Annotated in this window: 27 protein-coding genes and 2 tRNA genes; 19 read left to right on the top strand and 10 right to left on the bottom strand. The window is 58.2% G+C overall.

What is annotated here, in order from left to right; translation table 11 throughout:
* The first annotated feature begins 76 nt into the window (after nucleotides 1-76).
* The 5 genes from DJ564_RS02575 (at nucleotide 77) to DJ564_RS02555 (ending at nucleotide 4,593) form a co-directional block, all read left to right on the top strand.
* Entirely contained in the window at nucleotides 77-2,299 is a 2,223-nt protein-coding gene (locus tag DJ564_RS02575; protein ID WP_109627463.1) for an AsmA family protein, read from the top strand.
* Nucleotides 2,296-3,363, top strand: a complete 1,068-nt coding sequence (gene mutY, locus DJ564_RS02570; protein WP_109627461.1) for an A/G-specific adenine glycosylase — start codon at nucleotides 2,296-2,298, stop codon at nucleotides 3,361-3,363. Before DJ564_RS02575 ends, mutY begins: the two co-directional genes overlap by 4 nt.
* Nucleotides 3,360-3,632, top strand: a complete 273-nt coding sequence (locus tag DJ564_RS02565) for an oxidative damage protection protein (protein ID WP_109627460.1) — start codon at nucleotides 3,360-3,362, stop codon at nucleotides 3,630-3,632. The genes mutY and DJ564_RS02565 overlap by 4 nt, the downstream gene beginning before the upstream one ends.
* Before the next feature lie 103 nt (nucleotides 3,633-3,735).
* Nucleotides 3,736-3,811, top strand: a tRNA-Phe gene (locus DJ564_RS02560).
* 320 nt (nucleotides 3,812-4,131) lie between these two features.
* On the top strand, nucleotides 4,132-4,593 hold the full coding sequence (locus DJ564_RS02555) for a DUF4234 domain-containing protein (RefSeq protein ID WP_109627458.1): 462 nt from the start codon (nucleotides 4,132-4,134) through the stop codon (nucleotides 4,591-4,593).
* A gap of 37 nt (nucleotides 4,594-4,630) precedes the next feature.
* On the opposite strand, the gene DJ564_RS02550 is transcribed toward DJ564_RS02555, so the two are convergent.
* Nucleotides 4,631-5,080: a hypothetical protein gene (locus DJ564_RS02550; protein ID WP_109627456.1), complete on the bottom strand. Its 450-nt coding sequence runs from the start codon at nucleotides 5,078-5,080 to the stop codon at nucleotides 4,631-4,633.
* Nucleotides 5,081-5,343: 263 nt separating this feature from the next.
* On the opposite strand from DJ564_RS02550, the gene DJ564_RS02545 reads away from it, so the two are divergent.
* The 4 genes from DJ564_RS02545 to DJ564_RS02530 all read left to right on the top strand — a co-directional run bounded on the left by DJ564_RS02545 (nucleotide 5,344) and on the right by DJ564_RS02530 (nucleotide 8,359).
* Nucleotides 5,344-6,399: a YhcG family protein gene (locus DJ564_RS02545; RefSeq protein WP_109627454.1), complete on the top strand. Its 1,056-nt coding sequence runs from the start codon at nucleotides 5,344-5,346 to the stop codon at nucleotides 6,397-6,399.
* A 72-nt stretch (nucleotides 6,400-6,471) separates the two neighbouring features.
* On the top strand, nucleotides 6,472-7,446 hold the full coding sequence (locus DJ564_RS02540) for an alpha/beta fold hydrolase (RefSeq protein WP_109627452.1): 975 nt from the start codon (nucleotides 6,472-6,474) through the stop codon (nucleotides 7,444-7,446).
* A 38-nt stretch (nucleotides 7,447-7,484) separates the two neighbouring features.
* Nucleotides 7,485-7,901, top strand: coding sequence for a hypothetical protein (locus tag DJ564_RS02535; protein ID WP_109627451.1), 417 nt, complete (start codon nucleotides 7,485-7,487; stop codon nucleotides 7,899-7,901).
* 5 nt (nucleotides 7,902-7,906) lie between these two features.
* Nucleotides 7,907-8,359, top strand: coding sequence for a hypothetical protein (locus DJ564_RS02530; RefSeq protein WP_109627449.1), 453 nt, complete (start codon nucleotides 7,907-7,909; stop codon nucleotides 8,357-8,359).
* A 74-nt stretch (nucleotides 8,360-8,433) separates the two neighbouring features.
* On the opposite strand, the gene DJ564_RS02525 is transcribed toward DJ564_RS02530, so the two are convergent.
* Nucleotides 8,434-8,760 (bottom strand): hypothetical protein, encoded by a 327-nt coding sequence (locus DJ564_RS02525; RefSeq protein WP_094469599.1) that lies wholly within the window; start codon nucleotides 8,758-8,760, stop codon nucleotides 8,434-8,436.
* 359 nt (nucleotides 8,761-9,119) lie between these two features.
* Entirely contained in the window at nucleotides 9,120-10,511 is a 1,392-nt protein-coding gene (gabP, locus tag DJ564_RS02520) for a GABA permease (protein ID WP_109627448.1), read from the bottom strand.
* Between the two features lie 553 nt (nucleotides 10,512-11,064).
* Here gabP and DJ564_RS02515 point away from each other — a divergent pair.
* From DJ564_RS02515 to DJ564_RS02480, 8 genes are all read left to right on the top strand, one after another.
* Nucleotides 11,065-11,838: an ABC transporter ATP-binding protein gene (locus DJ564_RS02515; RefSeq protein WP_007897462.1), complete on the top strand. Its 774-nt coding sequence runs from the start codon at nucleotides 11,065-11,067 to the stop codon at nucleotides 11,836-11,838.
* Between the two features lie 13 nt (nucleotides 11,839-11,851).
* Nucleotides 11,852-12,598 (top strand): ABC transporter substrate-binding protein, encoded by a 747-nt coding sequence (locus DJ564_RS02510; RefSeq protein WP_109627446.1) that lies wholly within the window; start codon nucleotides 11,852-11,854, stop codon nucleotides 12,596-12,598.
* A 78-nt stretch (nucleotides 12,599-12,676) separates the two neighbouring features.
* A complete protein-coding gene (locus DJ564_RS02505) occupies nucleotides 12,677-13,372 on the top strand; it encodes an ABC transporter permease (protein ID WP_059406395.1) in 696 nt (231 codons plus the stop codon).
* Nucleotides 13,369-14,058 (top strand): ABC transporter permease, encoded by a 690-nt coding sequence (locus tag DJ564_RS02500; RefSeq protein ID WP_109627445.1) that lies wholly within the window; start codon nucleotides 13,369-13,371, stop codon nucleotides 14,056-14,058. Before DJ564_RS02505 ends, DJ564_RS02500 begins: the two co-directional genes overlap by 4 nt.
* The gene (locus tag DJ564_RS02495; RefSeq protein ID WP_109627443.1) at nucleotides 14,039-15,268 is read left to right on the top strand and encodes a methyltransferase; all 1,230 of its coding nucleotides are present in this window, start codon (nucleotides 14,039-14,041) and stop codon (nucleotides 15,266-15,268) included. Before DJ564_RS02500 ends, DJ564_RS02495 begins: the two co-directional genes overlap by 20 nt.
* 343 nt (nucleotides 15,269-15,611) lie before the next feature.
* Nucleotides 15,612-16,436: an FkbM family methyltransferase gene (locus tag DJ564_RS02490; RefSeq protein ID WP_109627441.1), complete on the top strand. Its 825-nt coding sequence runs from the start codon at nucleotides 15,612-15,614 to the stop codon at nucleotides 16,434-16,436.
* A 78-nt stretch (nucleotides 16,437-16,514) separates the two neighbouring features.
* Nucleotides 16,515-16,590 (top strand) — tRNA-Thr (locus tag DJ564_RS02485).
* A 299-nt stretch (nucleotides 16,591-16,889) separates the two neighbouring features.
* Nucleotides 16,890-17,096: a hypothetical protein gene (locus DJ564_RS02480; RefSeq protein WP_042932964.1), complete on the top strand. Its 207-nt coding sequence runs from the start codon at nucleotides 16,890-16,892 to the stop codon at nucleotides 17,094-17,096.
* A 152-nt stretch (nucleotides 17,097-17,248) separates the two neighbouring features.
* Here DJ564_RS02480 and DJ564_RS02475 read toward each other — a convergent pair whose 3' ends face one another.
* The 4 genes from DJ564_RS02475 to DJ564_RS02460 form a co-directional block, all read right to left on the bottom strand.
* The gene (locus DJ564_RS02475; protein WP_109627439.1) at nucleotides 17,249-18,091 is read right to left on the bottom strand and encodes an oxidoreductase; all 843 of its coding nucleotides are present in this window, start codon (nucleotides 18,089-18,091) and stop codon (nucleotides 17,249-17,251) included.
* A 67-nt stretch (nucleotides 18,092-18,158) separates the two neighbouring features.
* Nucleotides 18,159-18,869: an SDR family NAD(P)-dependent oxidoreductase gene (locus DJ564_RS02470; protein WP_109627437.1), complete on the bottom strand. Its 711-nt coding sequence runs from the start codon at nucleotides 18,867-18,869 to the stop codon at nucleotides 18,159-18,161.
* A gap of 43 nt (nucleotides 18,870-18,912) precedes the next feature.
* Nucleotides 18,913-19,569 (bottom strand): DsbA family oxidoreductase, encoded by a 657-nt coding sequence (locus tag DJ564_RS02465; RefSeq protein WP_109627436.1) that lies wholly within the window; start codon nucleotides 19,567-19,569, stop codon nucleotides 18,913-18,915.
* Complete coding sequence (locus DJ564_RS02460) at nucleotides 19,566-19,787, bottom strand: 4-oxalocrotonate tautomerase family protein (protein ID WP_077747530.1); 222 nt, start codon at nucleotides 19,785-19,787, stop codon at nucleotides 19,566-19,568. Before DJ564_RS02460 ends, DJ564_RS02465 begins: the two co-directional genes overlap by 4 nt.
* Before the next feature lie 226 nt (nucleotides 19,788-20,013).
* Here DJ564_RS02460 and DJ564_RS02455 point away from each other — a divergent pair, with 226 nt between their 5' ends.
* Together DJ564_RS02455 and DJ564_RS02450 are read left to right on the top strand one after the other, a co-directional pair.
* Nucleotides 20,014-20,202 (top strand): hypothetical protein, encoded by a 189-nt coding sequence (locus DJ564_RS02455; RefSeq protein WP_109627434.1) that lies wholly within the window; start codon nucleotides 20,014-20,016, stop codon nucleotides 20,200-20,202.
* 400 nt (nucleotides 20,203-20,602) lie between these two features.
* Complete coding sequence (locus DJ564_RS02450; protein ID WP_109627432.1) at nucleotides 20,603-20,896, top strand: DUF3077 domain-containing protein; 294 nt, start codon at nucleotides 20,603-20,605, stop codon at nucleotides 20,894-20,896.
* 56 nt (nucleotides 20,897-20,952) lie between these two features.
* Here DJ564_RS02450 and DJ564_RS02445 read toward each other — a convergent pair whose 3' ends face one another.
* The 3 genes from DJ564_RS02445 to pdxA form a co-directional block, all read right to left on the bottom strand.
* Nucleotides 20,953-22,566, bottom strand: coding sequence for a Fic family protein (locus DJ564_RS02445; RefSeq protein ID WP_109627429.1), 1,614 nt, complete (start codon nucleotides 22,564-22,566; stop codon nucleotides 20,953-20,955).
* Nucleotides 22,567-22,942: 376 nt separating this feature from the next.
* Nucleotides 22,943-23,716, bottom strand: a complete 774-nt coding sequence (locus DJ564_RS02440; RefSeq protein ID WP_109627427.1) for a DeoR/GlpR family DNA-binding transcription regulator — start codon at nucleotides 23,714-23,716, stop codon at nucleotides 22,943-22,945.
* 55 nt (nucleotides 23,717-23,771) lie between these two features.
* Entirely contained in the window at nucleotides 23,772-24,773 is a 1,002-nt protein-coding gene (gene pdxA / locus DJ564_RS02435) for a 4-hydroxythreonine-4-phosphate dehydrogenase PdxA (RefSeq protein ID WP_109635923.1), read from the bottom strand.
* Between the last annotated feature and the right edge of the window lies 1 nt (nucleotide 24,774).

Genomic DNA, 24,774 nt, shown 5'->3' with positions numbered 1-24,774 from the left:
GCTGACCGGTCGTCCGCTTCGGAGCGCTATACTCCCCGGCTAAATTTCGAATTCGACTAACTACAAGGACTCGCCCATGAAAGCGTTCGGCAAAATCCTGGGTCTGGTACTTCTCGGGCTGTTGCTGATCATTGTGGCGCTGGGCTTTGCCCTGACCCACCTCTTCGATCCCAACGACTATAAAGACGAGATTCGCCAGATTGCCCGCGACAAGGCCCACATCGAGCTGACGCTCAATGGCGATATCGGCTGGAGCCTGTTCCCGTGGCTTGGCCTGGAATTGCACGAAGCCAGTGTCGCGACTCTGGCCAAGCCCACCGAGCCGTTCGCCGACTTGCAGATGCTTGGCCTGTCCGTGCGCGTGCTGCCGCTGCTGCGCCGCGAAGTGCAGATGAGTGACGTACGCGTCGAAGGCTTGAACCTGCGCCTGAGCCGCGACAAAGATGGCCATGGCAACTGGGAAGACATCGGCAAGGCCCCGGCGCCAGCTACCCCAGCGGCCACGCCTGGCGAACCGGCTCCTGCGCCAGACACCACCGCCCAGGCGGAAAAACCGGCCCAGCCGATTCGCCTGGACATCGACAGCCTGACCGTCAACAACGCCCGCGTTGAATACAACGACGAGAAGACCGGCAAGCAGTTCAGCGCCGAAAGCATCCAGCTGAGTACCGGCCCGGTCCACGACTCGACCAACATCCCGGTCAAGCTCACCGCGTTCCTCGGCACCAATCAGCCGGTTTTGCGCGTACGCACCGAGCTCAATGGCGAGCTGCGTTTCGAACGCGCCTTGCAGCGCTACAAATTCGAAGACATGAAACTCTCCGGCGAAGTCGCCGGCGATCCGCTGCAAGGCAAGACCATGACTTTCGCCGCCCAAGGCCAGTTGCTGCTGGATAAAGCCGCGAACATCGCCGAATGGACCGGCATCAAAATCTCCGCCAACCAATTGCGCGCATTGGGCGAACTGAAGGTCAACGACCTCGACAAGACGCCGCAAATCAGCGGCGGCATTTCGATCGCCCAGTTCGACCTGGCGAAATTCGTCGACAGCATCGGCCAGAAACTCCCGGTCATGGCCGAAGGCAGCCTGAGCAAGGTCGAGCTGGTCAGCCGTCTGGCGGGCACGCCTGCGAGCCTGTCGCTCGACAACATCAACCTGAAAGTCGACGACAGCAGCTTCAGCGGCCGCATCGCCGTCGAGGACTTCGCCAAGCAATCGCTGCGCGCAAACCTCAAGGCTGACACCTTCAACGTCGACCGTTACCTGCCGCCAAAATCCGCCGAAGCCAACAGCGCGACTCAAGTGCGCCAGGCCGAAGTCGCCAGCACAGAGGCCGATGCCATGGCAGGCGCCGGCAGCACACCGTTGCCCGCCGCACCGACCAAAACCGCATGGAGCACTGAACGCCTGTTGCCGGTAGAACGCTTGAGAAAACTCGACGTGGACGCCGACCTGACCTTCGGCCAGTTGACCCTCGACAAACTGCCGATCCAGAACGCAGCACTCAAGGCCACCGGCCAAGGCGGCCTGCTGACCCTGGAGAACCTGCGCGGCGATCTGTACGGCGGCAACTTCGAAGCCAAGGGCACTCTGGACGTGCGCCAGGAAGTGCCGGCGCTGAACATGCAGACCCGCATCACTAAAGTGCCGGTGGAAAAAATCCTCGAAAGCCAAGGGAAGAATCCACCGGTCCAAGGCCTGGTAACGCTCAACAGTGCGCTGACTGGCAGCGGCAATAGCCAGCAAGCGCTGATCGAGACCCTCAACGGCAATGCCAGCTTCGTCATCAACAACGGCGTGCTGCTCAATGCCAACCTCGAGCAACAGCTGTGCAAAGGCATCGCCACCCTGAACCGCAAATCCCTCAGCGGCGAGCCACGGGGCAAGGACACTCCATTCCAGGAGCTCAACGGCAACCTGACGTTCCGTAACGGCGTGGCCAGTAACCCTGACCTGAAAGTGCGCATCCCGGGCATGACCGTGAAGGGTGATGGCGATGTCGACCTGCGGGTGCTGGGCATGGATTACCGCGTCGGCGTCATCGTCGAAGGCGACAAGAGCGACATGCCGGACCCGGCGTGCCAGGTCGGCGAGAAGTTCGTCGGCATCGAATGGCCGCTGCGCTGCCGTGGCCCGCTTGAGCTGGGCGCCAAGGCTTGCCGCCTCGATAACGAACGCATGGGCCAGGTGGCAAGCAAGCTGGCGGGCGAGCGGATCAGCGAAAAAATCGACGAGAAGCTTGGCGACAAGGTCAGCCCTGAACTGAAAGACGCGCTGAAGGGGCTGTTCAAGCGATGAGAGCCGAGCAGTTTTCATCGGCGGTGCTGGACTGGTACGACCGCCACGGCCGCCACGATTTGCCCTGGCAACAAGGCATCACGCCGTATCGAGTGTGGGTCTCGGAGATCATGTTGCAGCAAACCCAGGTCAGCACCGTGCTGAATTACTTCGACCGGTTCATGGCCTCGCTGCCGACGGTCGAGGCGCTGGCCGCTGCGCCGGAAGACGAAGTGCTGCACCTGTGGACCGGCCTCGGTTACTACACCCGCGCGCGCAATTTGCAGAAGACGGCGAAGATTGTCGTGGCGGAGTACGGTGGCGAGTTTCCCCGGGATGTCGAAAAGCTTGTCGAGTTGCCGGGGATCGGCCTGTCTACGGCCGGTGCTATCGCCAGCCTGAGCATGGGCCTGCGGGCGCCGATCCTCGACGGCAACGTCAAACGGGTCCTGGCACGCTTTACCGCGCAAGAGGGTTATCCGGGCGAGCCGAAAGTCGCCAAGCAGCTGTGGGCGAACGCTGAGCGCTTTACACCGCATGATCGGGTCAACGCCTACACCCAGGCGATGATGGATCTGGGCGCCACGCTTTGCACCCGCAGCAAACCGAGCTGCCTGCTGTGTCCGCTGAAAAAGGGCTGCGAAGCCCACATGCTCGGCCTGGAAACCCGCTACCCGATTCCCAAGCCGCGCAAAACCGTGCCACAGAAGCGTACGTTGATGCCGATGCTCGCCAACGGCGAAGGCGCGATTCTGCTTTACCGCCGGCCTTCCACGGGCTTGTGGGGCGGTCTCTGGAGCCTGCCGGAACTCGACGACCTCGACGACCTGCAACATCTGGCCACGCAGCACTCGCTGGAACTGGGCAGCCAACAAGCGCTGCCGAGCCTGGTCCACACCTTCAGCCACTTCCAGTTGTCCATCGAACCCTGGCTGGTTCAGGTCCAGGAGGCCGGCCATCACGTGGCCGAGGCCGACTGGCTCTGGTATAACCTCGCCACCCCGCCGCGCCTGGGCCTTGCCGCCCCGGTCAAAACCTTGCTCGAACGCGCGGCCGCCGTATTGAACGCAGGAGAGTCGTCATGACCCGCACCATCATGTGCCGCAAGTACAAAGAAGAATTGCCCGCCCTGGAGCGCGCTCCATTCCCGGGAACCAAAGGTCAGGACATTTTTGACCACGTCTCGGCCAAGGCCTGGGCCGACTGGCAGAAACACCAGACCCTGCTGATCAACGAAAAACGCCTGAACATGATGAACGCCGAAGACCGCAAATACCTTCAGGGCGAGATGGACAAGTTCTTTTCCGGCGAGGAATACGCCAAGGCTGACGGCTACGTTCCGCCGGCTGAATAATCCCGTTTTATTGGGGGTCGGAACGTAAGCGACGGTAATAGTTAAATTTTTTTTGAAAACTTGCTTGACGACCCCCTGAAAAACCCGTTTAATGCGCCCCGTTGCCCAGATAGCTCAGTCGGTAGAGCAGGGGATTGAAAATCCCCGTGTCGGCGGTTCGATTCCGTCTCTGGGCACCAAATACCGAAAACCCTGAATCGCAAGATTCAGGGTTTTTTTATGCTTGGGATTTGATAACGACAATCCACCGCAGCAAAGATGCCGGAAAAACAATCACTCTTTAGTACTCGGGCACGATGATGGCACCGTGCTATGATTTTGCGCGTGCATGGAATATAGCCAACATTGATCCTGATGCCCCCGCATCCGAATCAGTCGATACAGGATAGAGACAGCGCAAGGAGTGCGTGCTTTTCACCCCTCCCCGCAAAATGCTCCCCTGTTCGACGGCCCGAAGCAGGCACGCTCCCTTCTCGAAAGCCCTGAACATGGAACAGTTATGTCCGACATCAATGAACTGAAAGACAAGGTCAACACCAAAACCTTGAACATGGTCCTGCTGTCGATTGCGACCGCCGGGATCTACTTGCTGTTGTGGTTGTACAAGAGCAACCAGAAGATCAACGAAACGACGAAAATCAAGGTGGTCGACGACACTTACATTATTTGGGTCGCCGTCTGCCTTGGCTGGAGCGGCGCGCTGTCGAACCTGGGCGACGTGTTGTTCGACTCGCTTTCCGGCATTCTGCTGATCGCATTGAACGCGCTGTACATCGTGTGGGCCTTCAAGGCCAAAAACGCGCTGTCGGAATACGCCCTCAACGAGCACAAAATCGACTTGCGCATGAACGGGTTCTATACGTTCTTCCTGAACATTTTTTACGTGAATTACTGCATCAACGACTTGCCTGAAGAACAGCGCAAACAACTGATCCTGCGCGGCCAGACGACGCAAGCCTGATCAATCGGCGGGCGGCAGTCTCGAAGGACTGCCACCGTCACTCATCACCCTTCCAGTTGAACACCAGATTACGCACACCAGCGCTGTCGACATCTGTCGTGTCGCGCTTTGCCTCACCGTTACGGGTGGCGACGACGGTGTACTTGCCAGCCGGTAACTGCACATATACCAAAGGCCCTGCCTGACTGAGTGTCAGCACTGATTGCCCTTGAGCACTCTGGATAACCAATTCCACATCAGGTACATATTTGCCCTCCGGCCCAATGGAAAAGGTCATGTGCAGGTTGTAGCCGGTCGTTTGCTGAATGGCCTTCGCTTCATCCTCGCCAATACCGCCGGACAAATAGGTAATCCCATTCTGTTCCTGACGCTGAATCTGCACGCCTGAACTATCGATGGGCTCGAGGCTCGCAGCCCACGACGTGGCTGGAAACATCAATAGGCCAATAGCGACGATGGGCAACATGAGTGAATGGAGGTACTTCATGATGACGACTCCTGGGCTTCACAGCGCCCTCCTGATCCTTCACTTTTGATTTGCCGGGCGATGTCCAAGTTTTAGATTGATTCGACCTTGAGCTCACTGCGAAATGGACTACGCCTTGTATTCCTCAAACACGCGCAGCCGTCGGCACGATCCTGCAAAACGAATCCGGCATTTCCTGCGGATTTCCCGGCCACGCCCTGCATCGCCACCCTGCCCTCTCTTGGCATTCTCTTTCGCCTGTTCCTCCAGCCGCGGAAGACTTCATGAGCATCGTCAAAACCGAAAACACTCAAGACCCACAACTCGCCTCTCTGGTGGGAAACCTTGGGGAATTGATACTTCAGGCACGCCAGAAGGTATTGCGAGCGGTCGATACCGTTCAGGTACAAACTTGCTGGCAGATTGGAAGGCATATTGTCGAGTTTGAGCAGGAGGGGGCTCGGCGGGCTGAGTACGGCAAGCAGTTGCTGCCGACGTTAGCCAAGGTTTTAACAACACAGTTTGGGAAGGGCTTTGACGCCTCCAACCTCCGTTACATGCGCCTTTTCTATCAAGCCTTCCCAAAGTGTGACGCACTGCGTCACGAATTGAGCTGGACCCACTACCGCAGGCTACTGCGTGTCGATAACGAACACGCCCGCCATTGGTACATGAACGAATCTGCCATTCAAAATTGGTCATCCCGCGCTTTGGAACGCCAGATCAACACCCTCTACTACGAACGCTTGCTAGCAAGCCGCGACCGCCCTGCCGTCAAACAGGAAGCCGCTACCAACATCCAGAAAATGAACGCACACCCTCGGGAGTTCATCAGGGATCCGGTGATGCTGGAGTTTCTCGGTTTACCCGACGCAGGCCTGACCCAGGAAACCGATCTCGAACAAGCACTGATCCAGCAGCTTCAAGCCTTCCTGCTTGAACTGGGCAAAGGCTTTGCCTTCATCGCCCGCCAACAACGCATCAGCACCGACAGCAAAGACTTCTACATCGACCTGGTGTTCTACAACTACCTGCTCAATTGCTTCGTCATCTTCGATCTCAAGCGTGGCGAACTGACCCACCAGGACGTCGGCCAGATGGACATGTACGTGCGTATGTACGACGACCTCAAACGCGGACCGGAGGACGGCCCTACCGTCGGCATCATTCTCTGCGCGCAGAAAGATGAGTCGGTGGTGCGCTATTCAGTGTTGGAGGGCAATGAGCAACTGTTCGCCAGTAAGTACAAGCCGGTACTGCCGAGCGAAGAGGAACTTCGTGCGGAACTGGATCGGGAACGGGCCCTACTTGAGGATCGACAGCTCAATCGCAAGATGTGAAAACGACGGGCGGATTGTTCACAAACGGTGTGAGGACTATCGTTGGCAACTACCCGCAAAGGTCCAAAGCCGATGAATTTGCAGGACATGCCTTCACTGTCACCGACTCAAATCGAGTTGTCGCTGACCACTGACACTGCTGGCGAACCGTTCAAGGAGCCCGCCGCAGACGCCTTCATCCTCGGCGGCTTCACTTGGCGGCACGCCTCTCAGGACAGCGCGCGCCCGGTCGTCATCATCAACGCGGCCACCTCGGTTCGTTGCCGACACTATTCGCGCTTCGCCGACTACCTGTTCGCCAACGACTTCGATGTCATCACCTATGACTACCGCGGCATCGGCGAATCGCGGCCAACGTCGTTGAAAGGGCTGGAGGCGTCCTGGTCTGATTGGGGCGTGCTGGATTTCGAGGCGATGCTCAAGCGCGCTCAGCGCGAATTCCCTGGCCAGCCCATCGACGTGGTCGGCCACAGCTTTGGAGGCTGTGCAGCGGGCCTGGGAGCGTCTGGGCATTTGATTCGGCACTTGGTGACGGTCGGCGCGCAATTCGCGTACTGGCGCGACTATGCGCCCACCCATCGCTGGCGGATGTTCGGCAAGTGGCACGTGGTGATGCCGTTGATGACCCTGCTTTACGGCTACTTCCCCGGCAAACGTCTCGGCTGGCTGGAGGACACGCCCGCCGCAGTGGTTCGCGACTGGAGCACGCCCACTGCGCGCTACGAAACGCGGCCCAGCGGTCGTGTCATGCACGCAAAAACCGGCCGGCTTCCCTTTGCATCAGTCACCGCAAAAACCCTGGCCATCAGCATCAGCGACGATCCTTACGGTACGATCGCCGCCATTGAACGCCTGCTCGGCTACTTCACCGGCAGCACAAACACCCACCTGCGAATCACCCCGGAAGACATCGGCGAAGAAGAAGTCGGACATTTCGCCTTTTTTCGCAGCGCATACCAAGCCACACTATGGCCCATTGCATTGTCCTGGTTGCAGACCGGCGAACTGGCCCCCGATACACCCGGGCGGCGAGTGCCACGCAACTGATTGACCCGCCCCTTTCACCGAATGACGGAATTTCACCCATGGCATCCGCCAACAAGCAGAACAAACGCGCTTCCCGCGCCAAGGCAAAGGCCAAGCAAAACCGCACCCAGCGGGCTGCCGCGCCGGTCGAGCTGGACCCGAACGATGATCGCATCGACTTCGAATCGGTGGACCTGACCGAACTGTTCAAGAAAATGATCGATGCCGAAAAAACCAGCCAGCAAGCGATGTGCTTGGCCTTCCTCGAAGACCCGCTGCTGGAACTGGTGTACGAGCAGGAAGGCGAAGAAGGCGCGATGGATTTCATCCTCGCTGCGCTGATCGAATATCGCCAATGGTCCACCGAGGCCGATGAAGCCGGCGCCCTGGCGTGGATCGAATCACCGGCCTTCCAGGCTGACTACGTCGCGGCGTCCGACGTCATTGCGGCCCAAACCCAACAGAAAGCGAACTGAATTTAATGGCATCCCTGAACAAGCAGCAAAAACGCGCCAAGCGGGCCAAGATCAAAGCCAGACAGATCAACATCCACGGCCGCAAACCCGCCGCGCTGGACGATGACCTGGGCGAAATCGGCGAGCCGATCCCGGAATACACCCTGGCGATGTTCAGCAAAATGCGCGACGCCGAAGCCATCAGCCGCAACGACATGCTACTGGCCCTGCTGACAGACCTCGCCGGGATCATCAGCGACCATCCAGAACTGCTGGACATGGAAAACGCCGACAACGAAGCCATGGCCGCCACTCACCTGGCTGCCGACATGCTGATCGACTACCGCATGTGGGCCGACGGCATGGACCGCGATGCCGCTCAAGCCTGGCTGACCGATCCGCAATTCATCACTGATTTTGGCGATGCGCTGGACAGCTATCGTCAGTCGCTGGATGCGCAGGAAGAAAAGAGCGAATAAAACTCGCCTTGAAAGGAAAAACGGCCGCTTGTCATCACTGACAGCGGCCGTTTTTTTAACCTGACTAACAACAATCAGGCAGCAACACCTTCCAGACGCGGAATTTCAATACCGATCTTGGCGCTGGCATAGTTCAGATCGCCTTTGGCGATGGACTGAGCCTTGTAACCGGCACCGATCAGGTCCTGCACGTACAGCTTGTTGTAGATGAACATGAACACAAGGTTGCTGAGGCTGAACGTGAAGCAGGCCACCACGAACATGATCGCCGCCCACTTGAAATCACCACGGAACAAGGCCGGGAAAAAGCCGAAGAAAAATACGGTCCACGAGAAGCCGATTGGCGCTTCTTTCATGGCACCGGTGTTAGGGTTTTTGAACACAACCGATGTAAACGCCATGCCTGACTCCTTGATGCCCCAATAGGTTGGCTGAATGGCCGGGCTATCTCCATGCAGCTCTTTAAACGGCAAACACACGTAAATGCATCTATGACTCGCGTCAGATGAGGGAAGCAGGCAAGAAAGGGTCGGGGCTTTAGCCAGAAAGGCTGGGGGCGTCGAACAATCCGTGTCCTGAAACTCCATTGCATCCCGCAACAGCGAGATACACATTCGGCGAGAAGGCTACTATCTCGCCATCATCGTGTCCATCAGGTAACCGCTCGATAACTCGCCTGAATAAAAGCAGAAACGACCGCGATCATTTCTGATGGCGGTCGTTTCTGTGCTTTAACAGCGCTTGTCTTGAGTCAAGACACTCAGCGCGCTACCGCTGCGATCAACTTCTCGTTGCGACGACGGCGCGCCACAAACAGGCCCGCAGCCACGACCAACAAGCTCAGCAGACCGGTCGCGAGGATCTCCACGCGATGGGCTTCCTGGAACAGCATGATGGTCAGGGCGGCGACGATGAAGATGATCACCGCGTAGGTCAGGACCGGGAACAGCCACATGCTGAAGACGATTTTTTCACCGCGAGCCATACGCTGTTTGCGCATACGCAGTTGCGAAATCGCGATCACCAGGTACACCAGCAGCGCGATGGCGCCAGAACTGGCCAGCAGGAATTCGAACACCGCAGCCGGGGCCACGTAGTTGGCGAACACGGCGAGAAACGCGGCGCCAGTGGACAACATGACGGCCCAGTACGGCGTGCCGCTTTTGTTGGTGCGCTGGGAAACGGCCGGTGCATCACCGCGCTTGCCCAGGGAGAACATCATGCGCGATGCAGTGTAGAGCGCCGAGTTCAGGCAGCTGGTCACAGCGACCAGCACCACGATGTCGACGATCAGCTTGGCATTCGGGATGCCCATACGCTCAAGCACGGTCTGATAGGAACCGACAGCGGCCAGCACCGGGTCATTCCATGGCACCAGGGCCACGACGATGAAGATCGACACGAGGTAGAACAGGCCGATCCGCCAGATCACCGAGTTGGTGGCCTTGGAGATTTGCTGACCTGGGTTCTTCGATTCCGCGGCCGCGATGGTCACGATCTCGGTGCCCATGAAGGAAAACATGGTAGTCAGAATGGCGCCCAGTACCGCGCCCATGCCGTTTGGCAGGAAGCCCTGAGTGTCGAACAGATGGGAAACACCGCTGACCTGGCTGTTCGGCAAGAAGCCGAAGATCGCCATGATGCCGAGGCCAATGAAGCCGATGATCGCGATGACTTTGACCAGGGCGAACCAGAATTCGAACTCGCCGTAGTTCTTCACGCTGAACAGGTTGGTCACTGTCAGCAGCAAGGTGATGACCAAGGTGAAGGCCCAGATCGCCACATTCGGGAACCAGGCATGCAGGATAGTCGCGGCGGCGTTGGCCTCCAGCGGAATCACCAACACCCAGAACCACCAGTACAACCAGCCGATGGTGAAACCCGCCCAGTGACCGATCGCGCGATCGGCGTAGGTCGAAAAGGAGCCTGTATCTGGCGACGCAACAGCCATCTCGCCGAGCATGCGCATGACCAGAACCACCAGAGCACCGGCGGCAGCGTAAGCCAACAGAACAGCCGGACCGGCGGCGGCGATGGCATGGCCCGAGCCGACGAACAGCCCTGCGCCGATAACCCCGGCGATCGACAACATGGTCACGTGACGCGGTTTGAGCCCCTGTTCGAGGCCATTGGAGCTTGGGGTACTGCTCATTGAAACTACCTTTGTAAGGGAAAGCGATTTGCATCCATCCCGTCTGGCGTTCCTTCTCGTAAAAAGAAACCAACAGGGCGTTTCGGATTCTGCACGCAATAATTGCGCCAAAATGTTTCAAACTCCTTATGCGCGGGGGCTGTGGCGTGACCGGACAGTCATCGCAAGTCCTTGAGATTAATGGCAATTCGCCAGAGCGTTACCCTGCGACTCACTTTGGGAACGAACCAGCGCACCAGAAACACACCGGAAAATGTTACGACGCACAATAAAAGTGCAGATCAGGAACGTTTGGCCGGTTAGCGCTTCCAACACCCCGTCAAAGCTGGCAACATCGCGCCCTTTTTTACGCGACACCCTCGGGGCAGCTGGTTCAAACGGCTGTTCGGTTGATAGCAGCGCGACAGTCTGCTGTACCGATGCGACAACCTGCCACATGCCACCCGTTTACCGCCCGTAGCGCTGTTGGCTGCCATTCGAACGCTATGCTAGCTTGGCCGCCTCGCCAGGAAGGCCAACCAACAGCAGGAGCGAAACACTATGAGGAACGCACATGGCTGAGGCCACGCCCGCGCTTGAAATCCGCAACTTGCACAAACGCTACGGACAGCTTGAGGTGCTCAAAGGCATCTCGCTGACCGCCCGCGACGGCGACGTGATCTCGATCCTGGGTTCTTCCGGTTCCGGCAAGTCCACGTTCCTGCGTTGCATCAACCTGCTGGAAAACCCGCACCAGGGCCAGATCCTGGTGGCCGGCGAAGAACTCAAGCTCAAAGCCGCCAAGAACGGCGAACTGGTCGCTGCCGACGGCAAGCAGATCAACCGCTTGCGCAGCGAGATTGGTTTTGTGTTCCAAAACTTTAATCTGTGGCCGCACATGAGCGTGCTCGACAACATCATCGAAGCCCCGCGTCGGGTGCTCGGCCAGAGCAAGGCCGAGGCCATCGAAGTCGCCGAAGCCCTGCTGGCCAAGGTCGGCATCGCTGACAAACGCCACGCCTATCCGGCGCAACTGTCCGGCGGCCAGCAACAACGCGCCGCCATCGCCCGCACGCTGGCGATGCAGCCGAAGGTGATTCTGTTTGACGAACCCACCTCCGCCCTTGACCCGGAAATGGTCCAGGAAGTACTTAATGTCATCCGCGCATTGGCCGAGGAAGGCCGCACCATGCTGTTGGTCACCCATGAAATGGGCTTCGCCCGTCAGGTGTCCAGCGAGGTGGTGTTCCTCCACCAGGGCCTGGTAGAAGAGCAAGGATCGCCACAGCAGGTGTTCGAAAACCCGCTTTCGGCGCGCTGCAAACAATTCATGTCCAGCAACCGCTAACGGAGCTAACCGCATGCAGAACTACAAAAAAATCTTCCTGGCGGCCGCCGTCACCCTGGCGTTCAGCGCCGGTGCCGCCGCCGAAACCTTGAAGATGGGCATCGAAGCGGCCTACCCGCCGTTCAACAACAAAGATGCCAGTGGCAATGTCGTCGGCTTCGACAAAGAAATCGGCGACGCCCTGTGCGCCAAGATGAAAGTCGACTGCACCGTGGTCACGTCCGACTGGGACGGCATCATCCCGGCCCTGAACGCCAAGAAGTTCGACTTCCTGATCTCCTCGATGTCGATCACCGACGAGCGCAAGCAAGCGGTGGACTTCACCGAACCGTACTACTCGAACAAACTGCAGTTCATCGCGCCGAAAGACAAAGAGTTCAAAACCGACAAGGACTCTCTGCAGGGCAAAGTGATCGGCGCACAACGTGCGACCCTCGCTGGCACCTGGATGGAAGACAACATGCCCGGCGTTGAAGTCAAACTCTACGACACTCAGGAAAACGCTTACCTCGACCTGACTTCCGGTCGTCTGGACGGCATCCTGGCGGACAAGTACGTCAACTATGAGTGGCTGAAAAGCGACGCCGGTCGTTCGTATGAATTCAAGGGCGACCCGGTGGAAGAAAGCGACAAGATCGGTATCGCTGTGCGTAAAGGCGACACCCTGCGCGCGAGGCTGAACCTTGCCTTGAAAGAAATCGTCGAGGACGGCACTTACAAGAAGATCAACGACAAGTACTTCCCGTTCAGCATCTATTGATTCTGACTTGCCTGGCTGGCGCCGCTCTCTGACGGCGCCAGCCCCTGGCATTGCCTGCTGCACATTGAAAAGAAATCCATGACTATCGATCTCTACGGATTCGGCCCGGCGCTCGCCGCTGGCGCGCTGATGACTGTGAAACTGGCACTCTCGGCCTTGTGCCTGGGGCTGGTGCTCGGTCTGCTCGGCGCCTTGGCCAAGACTTCCCCGTACAAGCCGCTGCAGTGGCTTGGCGGTACGTATTCGACCCTGGTGCGCGGCATCCCTGAATTGCTCTGGGTGCTGTTGATCTACTTCGGCACGGTCAACCTCATGCGTGCCCTGGGCGAGTTCTTCGGCAACCCCGACCTCGAACTCAACGCCTTCGCCGCCGGCGTGATTGCGCTAGGGCTGTGCTTTGGCGCCTACGCCACGGAAGTGTTCCGCGGAGCGATTCTGGCGATTCCCAAAGGTCACCGTGAAGCGGGCGTGGCTCTGGGCCTGTCGAAATTCCGCATTTTCACTCGGCTGATCATGCCGCAGATGTGGCGCATCGCCCTGCCCGGCTTGGGCAACCTGTTCATGATTCTGATGAAGGACACCGCATTGGTGTCGGTGATCGGCCTGGAAGAAATCATGCGCCATGCGCAAATCGGCGTGACCGTGTCCAAACAGCCGTTCACCTTCTATATGGTGGCCGCGTTCATGTACCTGGGCCTGACCATTTTGGCCATGACCGGTATGCACTTCATGGAAAAACGCGCCGCTCGCGGCTTCGCGAGGAGCACCCAATGAACTGGGAAGTCATCATCAAGTGGCTGCCGAAACTGGCCCAAGGCGCGACGCTGACCCTGGAACTGGTGGCCATCGCTGTGATCGCCGGGTTGTTGCTGGCGATTCCGCTGGGCATCGCGCGCTCGTCGCGCCTGTGGTGGGTGCGGGCATTTCCCTACGGCTACATCTTCTTTTTCCGTGGCACGCCGTTGCTGGTTCAGTTGTTCCTGGTCTATTACGGCCTGGCGCAGTTCGACGCGGTTCGTAACAGCTCGATGTGGCCGTACCTGCGCGATCCGTTCTGGTGCGCCACAGCAACCATGACCCTGCACACGGCAGCCTACATCGCCGAGATCCTGCGCGGCGCGATTCAAGCGATTCCGCCGGGCGAGATCGAAGCCGCACGCGCCTTGGGCATGTCCAAGGCCAAGGCGCTGTTCTACATCATCCTGCCCCGTGCCGCGCGCATCGGCCTGCCGGCCTACAGTAACGAAGTGATCCTGATGCTCAAGGCCAGCGCGCTGGCCAGCACCGTGACCCTGCTGGAACTGACCGGCATGGCCCGCACGATCATTGCCCGGACCTACCTGCCGGTGGAGATCTTCTTCGCCGCGGGCATGTTCTATCTGCTGATGGCTTACGTGCTGGTGCGCGGCTTCAAGCTGCTGGAGCGCTGGCTGCGCGTCGATGCCTGCCAAGGGCGCTGATTCCCACGTGTTGACGGGCGACGCCTTACTCGCCCGTTTCACGACGCTGGATGCTTTTCTGATTGAGCATCAAGCGCTGTGGAAGCCTCGTCCGTTTACTCATCTGCAGCTTCCTTGGGAAGCGTCCTACCCGGAACTGGCGATTTGGCTACGCGGGCGGTCGTTGGAAGAGGCGGAAAGCAGTCATAACCAACCTGGTTTGCTGAATGCGCCGGAGCCGTTTGCTTCGTTGGCGGCGCTGTCCCTTGAGTTGAGTTCGGTGGGTGAGTTGCCAGCGCATACGCTGGGAGCGGCCGGGCATCGATTGAATGTCGATGTGCCGGGGCGTAAATGGCAGCAGATTGAGGCCTTTGCCGGCTGCTTGTCGTTTACCTCGCCGCCGAAGCATTGGCTGGATTGGTGTTCGGGCAAGGGCCACTTGGGTCGGCGTTTGCTGCAACCCGGGCAACAACTGACGTGTCTGGAATACGACCCGGCGCTGGTTGCCAGTGGTCAGGCACTTAGCCAACGTCATCACTTGCATGCGCTGCATGTCGAACAGGATGTACTCGCGGTGGATGCTGCGGCTATGTTGAATGCCGATCACACGCCAGTAGCGCTGCACGCCTGCGGGGATCTGCATGTACGGTTAATGCAGCTCGCCAGTGCGGCAGGCTGCAAACAATTGGCCATCGCGCCCTGCTGCTATAACCGGATCAACCTTCCTGCGTACCAAGCGCTTTCCCCGGCCGGTTTGCGATCCGACCTACAACTCTCGCTCGACGATCTCTCGCTGCCGATGAGCGAAACTGTCACCGCCGGGGCTCGCGTCCGACGCCAGCGCGATACCTCCATGGCCCGGCGCTTGGGTTTCGACCTGTTGCAACGGCAACTGCGCGGCATTGACGACTACCTGCCAACCCCTTCCTTGCCCAGTACCTGGCTGGACAAATCCTTTGCCGACTACTGCCATCATCTGGCCGAGCTGAAAGAGTTATCCACAGTCGGCCCGCAAGATTGGTCCGCACTCGAAGCCGCTGGCTGGCAACGACTCGCCGAAGTACGCAACCTGGAACTGCTGCGCGGCCTTTTCCGACGCCCGCTGGAGCTTTGGCTGGTACTCGATCGGGCTCTTTTCCTCGCCGATCAGGGTTACACCGTTCGGCTCGGAACCTTCTGCGAAACCCCGCTCACGCCGCGCAACTTCCTGCTCCTTGCCGAACGCTCATAAAAATCCACAGCCTGTGGATAACTCTGTTGATGAAATTATCGTGGATCCAATATAAGCAGCTGTTTCAGGGGTGAAACGCAACTGTTCAATTTTCGTACACCTGATAAAAAACCGAGAAAAACAGGCATTTGCGCACAAATGAGAACGGGTCCACAAAAAAGTCATGAGCGCCGTTTCTGAGTACGCCCGTTGTGCATAAGCATCAGACGAAAACGACATAACCGCCGAAACCCGGTCGCGCCCGGCGGAAAATTGCACGTCACGGCCACCCTTGTTATACAGGCAGACAAGAGCGCCAAAGTGCGCCCACGAACAAGAAATCTCTGACAGACAGGAAGCCACAGTGACGTTCATTTCTTACGCACAGAATTTCGAAGACATACGCCTGTGGCGCGCACTCAAAACTGTGGAAGACGGCTTCTACATCGACGTCGGCGCCAACCACCCCACCCACGACTCCGTGACCAAAGCTTTCTATGACCGTGGCTGGACCGGCATCAACGTCGAGCCGATGCCCAATTATTACGACGCCCTGTGCCAGGAACGCCCCAACGACACCAACCTGCAATGCGTGGCCGGCGAAAGCGCCGACGACCTGACCTTCTATGGCATCGCCGGTACCGGCCTCTCCACGCTCGACCCGGCCATGGCGCAAATGCACAAAGACGCCGGCATGGACGTGCGCAGCCAAACCGTCCAGTCCCGCACCCTGACCTCCATCTGCGAAGAACACGCCCAGGGCCGCGAGATCCACTTCCTGAAAATCGACGTCGAAGGCCACGAAGAAACCGTCCTGCGCGGCATGGACTTCACCCAATGGCGGCCGTGGGTCATCCTCATCGAAACCCCATGGGACCGCGACCAGATCTGGGAAACCCTCGTCACCGACGCCGGCTACCACTCCATCCTGTTCGACGGCATCAACACCTACTACCTCGCCAACGAACACCTGAACCTCAAACCCGCCTTCGACATCCCGCCGTGCAACCTGGACGAATTCCAGTTCTGCAAAGGCCACAACTTCAGCCACCCCGTAAGCGACGCCGAACACCAGCTCGCCGCCGCCCTGCAACGCGCCGAACAGGTCGAAGCGCAGCTGCGCGCAATGCAAAACAGCCGCACCTGGAAAGCCCTTCAGAAACTCAAGAAAACCCTGCTTCGCGCCTGACCGGAAGCCTGCGTAAAAATAGTCTGAATTCAGGGGTTTACAGAACCAACCCAATCGCTATAATCGTCGCCCTAACACGCCGGTATAGCTCAGTTGGTAGAGCAACTGACTTGTAATCAGTAGGTCCCGGGTTCGACTCCTGGTGCCGGCACCATACGCAGTATCGAAAAAGGCTCACCGAAAGGTGGGCCTTTTTCGTTTATGGGTCTTACGCTCCTGAGTTTCCTCTGCGCGCTCCCCGTTTCGTGTTCGCCCCCTTTTGCCCCCCGCTCGCTGAAGGGTGGTTATATTCGTCAAAGGTGCGGAATCGATGCATCCAATTCTGGTACCGCGCATCTACATACCTCACCGAAACGATGAGCGGTTACGGTTGAAAATCAGTGAGGCGGCATAATGACAGCAGTGCTTATGCACAACCTGCCACTTCACTCCGCCGTTGCGAGCCTCTTTGTAATGAACACCGAACGACGTTACTCGATCATCTTGGAGCACAGCGCCGAGGTGCTGCTTGAACATGCACCCATGGCGCAGATAGAGGCATTTTGGGACGCCAACGATACCCGCTACTTCGGGTTGCGCATGGAGGACGAGCACAGCGCACACGCACGAGTGATTGTTACGGACGAAGTCCCCGACGACGAAGATGTGGCGCTTTTCTGACTGTAGCGAATGGAATCACTCGCCTCCTACGAGAGGAGGCGGGCGCCCAAATGATTTTCAGATCTATTGCCGACACCACAAAACAAAGCCCTCGTAGAAATACGAGGGCTTTGTTGTTTCTGGGTTCTGGATTTTTATACACCGGCCATCAATCACTCAAACTCCGTAGAAACCGAAAGATGCTCCCAAGCATCAATCTCCCCCTGCAACCGCGCAATCTTTTCACGCACCAACCTCACCGCATCCTTACCCAGCAACAGATGAACCGGCGGCTTTTCAGCAGCGACCAAGGTCAGCAACGCCTGCGCAGCTTTGTGCGGATCACCAGCCTGCTTGCCACTCTTCTCTTCCCGCGCCTTGCGCACTGGATCGAACACCGCGTCGTAGTCACTCAAGGTGCGACCGGATCGGATCATCGAGCGCCCCGCCCATTCGGTGCGAAATGAGCCAGGTGCCACGGCGGTCACGTGGATGCCCAGGCTTTCGACTTCTTTGGCCAGCGCTTCGCTGACGCCTTCAAGGGCGAATTTGCTGCCGCTGTAGTAAGCGATGCCCGGCAAGGTGATGAAGCCGGCCATGGAGGTGATGTTGACGATATGCCCGCTGCGCCGTTCACGCATGCCGGGCAGGACTGCTTTGATCATTGCCACCGCGCCAAACACGTTGACGTCGAACTGGCGCTGCATTTCAGTCAGTGGCGATTCCTCGAGAATGCCTTCGTGCCCATAGCCGGCGTTGTTGACCAGTACGTCGATCTGCCCCACCTCGCGCAGGATGTCAGCCACCAGCGGTTCGATTGCTTGGAAATCGGTGACGTCGAGCACGAACGCTTTAGCGCGATGGGCGTCCAGCGCTTCGAACGCGACGCGCTCGGATTCGCGCCGCACCGTGCCAACCACCGTGTGTCCCGCCGCCAGCGCTGCTTGCGAAAAGGCCAGGCCGAAACCTGAACTGACGCCGGTGATCAGGAAAACCTTGTGAGCGTGGGTGTTCATGCTGCGTTCTCCAATAAAAACGCCGTCGATAGTGATCGACGGCGCTGTGGACAAGTCAACCCAGGTCTTAGTGACCGGCGCTCTGACCGCCATCGACGTGCAGGATTTCGCCGGTGACGAAGTTGGCGTTGTCCAGATACACAACCGCCTGAGCGATGTCGTTGATTTCGCCCATGTGGCCGACCGGGTGCAGACTGCCCAGCGCTGCATGGGTTTCTTCGCCGTGCATCGGGGTCTTGATGATGCCAGGGGAAACCGCATTCACCCGAATCCCGCGCTTGGCGTACTCAATCGCCAAGGACTTGGTCGCAGAGTTCAAACCACCCTTAGTCAGCGAGGCCAATACCGACGGCACACCGTCAATTGCGTGGTCTGTCAGGCTGGTGGTGATGTTGACGACGTGGCCTTTGCCTTGTTTTTCCATCTCGGTGATCGCGAGTTGGGTGATGTAGAAGAAACCATTCAGGTTCACCGACAACACCGCGGCGTAGTCTTCAGGGGTGTAGGCAGTGAACGGCTTGGCGACGAAGATCCCTGCGTTATTGACCAGGGTATCGATGCGGCCAAAACGTGCGATGGCTTCACGAATCACTTGCTGCGCAACAGCCGGGTCGCCGATGTCGCCTGCCACGGTGAGGATGTCCGGGTCGGTGGACGGTTTGATCGAACGCGAAGTGGCGACAACTTTGTAATCCAGTTCGCGGAAGGCTTTGACCATGCCTGCGCCGAGACCTTGGGAAGCGCCGGTGATAACGATGACTTTTTTCGAATTGCTCATGATGAACCTCTACTAATTAAGAATGGTTTGAAAAAGTAAGTAATCAGGCTTCAGCGGGGGCCTTGGCCATTTGTCTCAGCATTTGTTCGTAGTACTCGACCGACTGCGAACCAGACACCAGGTGACGACCGTTCAGCACCATGGCCGGGACCGAGTTGATGCCGTGCTGGCGGTAAAACGCTTCAAGCTCACGCACTTCTTTGGCAAACGCGCCGGACGCCAACACCTCTTGAGCAGCCGCCGCATCCAGTCCCGCTTCAGCCGCCAGACGAACCAGCGTCTCGCGATCGCTCGGGTTCTGGCCGTCGGTGAAGTAAGCGCGGAGCAGGATTTTCTTGAGAGCGACCTGCCGCCCTTCCTGCAACGCCCACAACAGCAGCCGATGCGCATCAAACGTGTTGTAGAAGTGGGTGCGCTTCTCCAGATCGAACTTGAAACCCAGGGCCGCGCCACGTTCGATCTGCATCGCCTTGCCGGCGGCGACATCTGCGGCGGTGCGTCCATATTTGCGCATCAAATGCTCGACCGCTTTTTCGCCGACTGCCGGCATGTCCGGGTTCAACTCGAAGGGCTTGTAGGTCAGCTCTACTGAAATCTCACCGGCCACGTTCTCGATCGCCTGCTCCAGCGCCGTCGCACCCAAGGCACACCAAGGGCACACCACGTCGGAGATGAAATCGATGGAGACGGTCGCGGTCATGACTTGTCCTCCGCCTCAGCCAGCTGCTTTCGATACTGGGTGGTTGTGATGCCGGCGTAGCCCCAGTTATCGGTGTCGACTTCTTCGATCACGATGTGGGTCAGGTGCGGATCCTTCTTCAGGACGCGTTCCAGGGTTTCAGTGATTTCGGCGATCACCTGAGCTTTCTGCTCAGAGGTAACGCCATCGCGGGTGATGCGTACGCTTACGAAAGGCATGAGGAATCTCCAGTGACCTTCCCTTCGGAATGAATGGGTCGGCGTTGGAGCTCAATGTAGGGAGTTAGCTGGAGGGGATAAAGGTGGGGACGGGAACATCATTAGTTACTTGGTGTAATGATTGTCTCGATGGAAGACGCTAAAACTGTTTGCGTAGAAAATGATTAATCGGCCAACTTCCATTTACCGCAACGTTTAGATATCGCCAAAAAATGGAGAAATGCTCATGACAATTCGATTCTTCGACAGCCCGTTCCATGTCACGCACGACGAGGAAATTGCCAACAAAATGGTGGGGGAAGTGGAGCTATCGATCGTCACTGATTGCCCTCAAAAGCCTGGCGTCGAAGAGAATGAAGCCGGCGTCAGGTTAGACGTGGGTCATTCACGCATTCCCAAGCCTCAGGACCAGTAAATCACTGAAGCTCTCACCCTACGCCACCACCTAGCCACGATTGCGCATCCGCCGCCCTCAAGCTACCTTCAGACCGTCGCTGCCAATTCAGCGACCGGGCCTGATAACCCGAGTAAGATACAGGCGCACAAGCGCCCATAATCACGATTGTTGGCGTTTTTTTGTGCCTGCATTTCCGTGTAATGGCGGCTGTGCGTGGGAGACCTTCGGGTCTGCCGGGTTCCTGTATCTCCGGTTTATCAGCCCGCGCATAGCTGCCACCCATTCGCCTGATAACGAACGTGGTAGCTCAAACTTTGATTCAGGAGTTTTTGCTAATGCCCGCTATCGGTCCGTCCAACATTTGCGCTACTGCTCCACCGGTCACCACCCACCACCGCCCAAAAACCGGAGGTGCCCAATGACCAACCCCCAAGACCTCAAAACCATCGGCCTCACCCCTTTCTCCTACCACGCCAACGAACCGCTCTTCCGCATCAACGCCGGCGTCCCGGTGATCGAAGCCCTCTCCCACGCCTCCGACCTGCTCCACGTCGCCAAACTGCTCGCGTCAGACGCGGCCATGGTTCGCGACACCGACCGGCATGCCTGGGCATCGCATTATTTGCAGGATATGAGCAAGGCGATCATTGATGATGTGGTGAAGGTGTTGGACGCGCCATGTAACAACCGAGCCAGTAACGTCGCACCATAAACAAATCGCACGCATGAAAAAGCCCCGAATCAATCGGGGCTTTTTGCGTAAGTCGGTCATCGACCCACTGGCTGATTCGGGTGGTATCGATCACTCACGCTACTGTCTATCGGCTCCTCCCCCCGAACCGACTGAGCCACCGCTTCGATAATCGCGGCCCAAATATCCGGCCTTGCCAGCACAGGCATTTCCTTTGCCAACACGTTGCTCAGCTTCCCTTCGTTTTGCTCTATGGATCGCAAGAGCCGATCAGCCTGGTGATCAGGCATCTCAACGACTTCCTTGATTGCCTGTCTGGCCCTTATGTGGCTGCGCAAATACCGCGACTCTTCACGCATCTGTTCCGTGATGGTGCGGCGAATGACGTTAGACATGAAAACAACGTGTGGACCCAGGTTCGGATAGCGCCACACCGGGCGGGCCTGATCCTGGCCTGTGAATTCAATATTCGAGACCACGCCGTCAGGGTATTGCGTACGCGTATTGGCGAATGCTACCTGGTCTCGTATGCCCTGCATGAGCGGTTTTGAAACCTGATCCAGCACGCTGTCATATAGACGCCGCTCAGCAGAGTCGTCAGTGATAACAGCTGAAATCGGAAGAATCACCGGGTCTGGAATGGCTCCATCACGACGCAAAATGTCGTTGATCAGGAAGCGATGGACCCGGCCGTTGCCATCAGCCAGCGGATGGATATAGACGAAAGCGAACGCTGCTACCGCGCTGCGCATGACCGGGGATTGCCCTTGAGTACGATTCAGAAAGACGCGGATGCCTTCCAACATCCGCTCCAGATCGCCTTCCGGGGGAGCGACGTAATGGACAATCTCCTGATAACGGACAGTTTCGCCAACAAACACCGGAGATTGCCGAATCCCCATACGTGTCAGTGTGGTCACTGCGCCAAGGATTTCTTCTTGCATCTCAGCCAGTGCAGCATCGGTGAGCGGCAGTTCGCCCTGACCGGTTCGTCGCGCCAATACATCTGCGAAACGCTGGATACGCGTAGAACGATCCGCCTCCCCTTCAATGGCGAAGCTGGCTTTGCTTTCCCTGAGCGTCATCCATGCGGCGGCGCGCAGCAGAAGCGCTTCGCCAAACTCTGCAGTCAGTTGACCGAAGAGGTGAGGCACATCGAGGTCCGCTGCTGACTGGACTGCTGCTGTCTTGACGACGACTGGGCAGAAATAGCGCGTGCCTGGCAGGTTGTCATTCACCCGCCAACGCGGCACCTTCACCGCCTCTTCGGGTGAAGCCGCCACCAACAGATCGGCGTTGATGGCGTCGACATACTTACCGCCGATGGGTTCTGGCGCCTGCAACTGCTCGCCAGTGAGCCACTCAAACAAGAACGCTGACCTGCGGGCATATTGGCCGGTGGGCTCGTCATTCAACCAGCCTTGTAACGGTGCAGGACCCACCTTGGTAAACAGTCTGGTCAAGAACTCAAGGTTCGGGACTTCATGCCGCAGGTGAAATTGCAGATGGGATGAAAAGTCCGGATCGGGGCGCATGTTTTCCGTATAGGTCTCAAGACGAAAACCGTCTTCGACCTGAGTTGACCGTCGGCTACCGACCTGACTTAACACGGGTAGCCGTGCCATCGGCCGCACGTCGAATGTCGTCGCTAGCCAAGCCGCACCGATGGGGTCTACGGGAAACTCGCTCACGTCACACTCCTTTTAAATCCTCGGCCAAATCAAACCGCCATAAATGGAGATTAACGATCAAAATCAGGTTTTGCTGCATAAAAATGATTATTTTTTGGGACTAATGCATAAAAACGAACATTTAGAGCACTTCAAATTGAGCTCTACCAATGGAATTGGTGCACCGTCGAACTGACCTCAAACGCATAAAAACGATTTTACTTGCTCAAAAACGATCATAAATCTGGCTTTTTGCACAAAACCGTTTCGAAACCGGACAATTTCACTGAACCCCTCACACGCTGAAACCCGAAACGTCGCTGCCTTTTCATCCAAAAAAAAGCCCCGAATCGGTCGAGGCATTTTTTTGGTTTTGGTCATTTCAGTAGGGATGCAATCAAGCGACGATCACGGTTTGCACAGTGATCTGCTTCAGCGCATAAAACGGTGCAAGCGCCGCCTCATCCGCGGTGGAGCCGGTAATCAACCGCCACTCCCGCTCAATCGGCGTCCAGTGCTGTTGCCGCGCACGCCCTAGCTTGTCAGTGTCAGCAAGCACAACAATCTGCGCCGCCCGCTTGATAATGCATTCCTTGAGATAAGCCTGCTGCGCACTCGCTTCACACAACCCAAACTCCGCCACCACGCCATCCGCACCCAAAAACGCCTTGTCCACACTCAACCGGCTCAACGTCAGTTCCGCCAACGGCCCCAGCGTGCTCATGCTCGAACCGCGCAAATCACCGCCGATCAAAGTCAGCCGCACGCCCGGCGCATTGGCCAAGGTCATCACGGCCAGCAAGTTGTTGGTCACTACATGCACGTCTTGTCGCGAGCAAAGATGATGGGCCAGCGCAGCACACGTGGTGCCGCCGTCGAGCAGCACGGTATCGCCATCCTGAACATGAGCGGCCGCAGCCTGGGCGATGGCGTCTTTCTGCTCCCACTGCGATGTCTTGCGCTCTTCAAGCGAAGCTTCCGGTTCGTGAACGCGTACAACTGAAGTGGCGCCGCCATAGGTCCGCACCAGATGCCGCTGCTTGGCGAGCATGGTCAGGTCGCGTCGCACCGTGGCTTCCGAGACTCCGAGTGCCGCGCTCAATTGCTCGACGTTGGCATCGCCAATGCGTACGAGATCGAGGATGGCGCGGTGGCGTTCGGAGGCTTTCATGGCGGGTCTCGTTGTGTGGACGGTGGTCGATCTTACACGACAGCACCCACGCGACTCATCCCCGTCGCGTGGCAAGCTCGGCGCCCTGGCGCAGCGCTTCAAGCAGGCTGCGTTCATCGGCGATGCCTTTGCCGGCGATATCGAAAGCCGTGCCGTGGTCGACCGAGGTACGGATCACGTCCAGACCCACGGTGACGTTTACGCCGGCTTCAAGTCCGAGCACTTTGACCGGGCCGTGACCCTGGTCGTGATACATCGCCACCACCAGGTCGAAGTCACCGCGGCCGGCGCGGAAGAACAGGGTGTCGGCGGGCAGCGGGCCGGTGACGTCGAGGCCTCGTTCCTGCAGCAGCTTCACCGCAGGGATGATTTTTTCTTCCTCTTCGCCGTAGCCAAACAAACCGTTTTCACCGGCATGGGGGTTGATCCCGCACACGCCGATTCGCGGTCTGGCGATGCCGGCCTTGATCAGCGTCTCGTTGCCGCGTTCGATGGTGCGCTGGACCAGACCCGGCTCGATCTTACGGATCGCGTCGATGATGCCGATATGCGTCGTGACGTGAATCACCCGCAGTTGCGGCGCCACCAGCATCATCGAGACTTCGTCGACGTTGGTCAGGTGTGCGAGCATTTCGGTGTGGCCGGGGTATTTATGGCCGCCGGCGTGCAGCGCTTCCTTGTTCAACGGCGCGGTGCAGATCGCATCGATCTGGCTAGCCTCGGCGAGTTGCACGGCGCGGGCGATGTACTGAAAAGCGGCGTCACCGGCGATGGGCGACAGTTCGCCGAACGGCAGGTCGTCGGGAATCAGGTCGAGGTCGATGCAGTCAATGGTGCCGGCTTCGTACAACGCCTGGGAGGCGTCTTCGATGCGGCGCACTTTGGCGCTGCCGCCGACGATGACGTTGGCCTGTTCGAGGCGACGGGCATCACCGATCACCAGCGGCCGGCATTGTTGGTAGACGACGTCATGAGTCAGGCTCTTGACGATGATTTCCGGACCGACACCGGTGGCGTCGCCCATGGTGATGCCGATGATGGGCAGGTAGTTGCTCATA

Origin of the sequence: Pseudomonas sp. 31-12, from assembly GCF_003151075.1 — a bacterium.
GTDB lineage: Bacteria > Pseudomonadota > Gammaproteobacteria > Pseudomonadales > Pseudomonadaceae > Aquipseudomonas.
The sequence above is the reverse complement of the archived record's forward strand: the minus strand, read 5'-3'. Positions and strand labels throughout refer to the sequence as shown.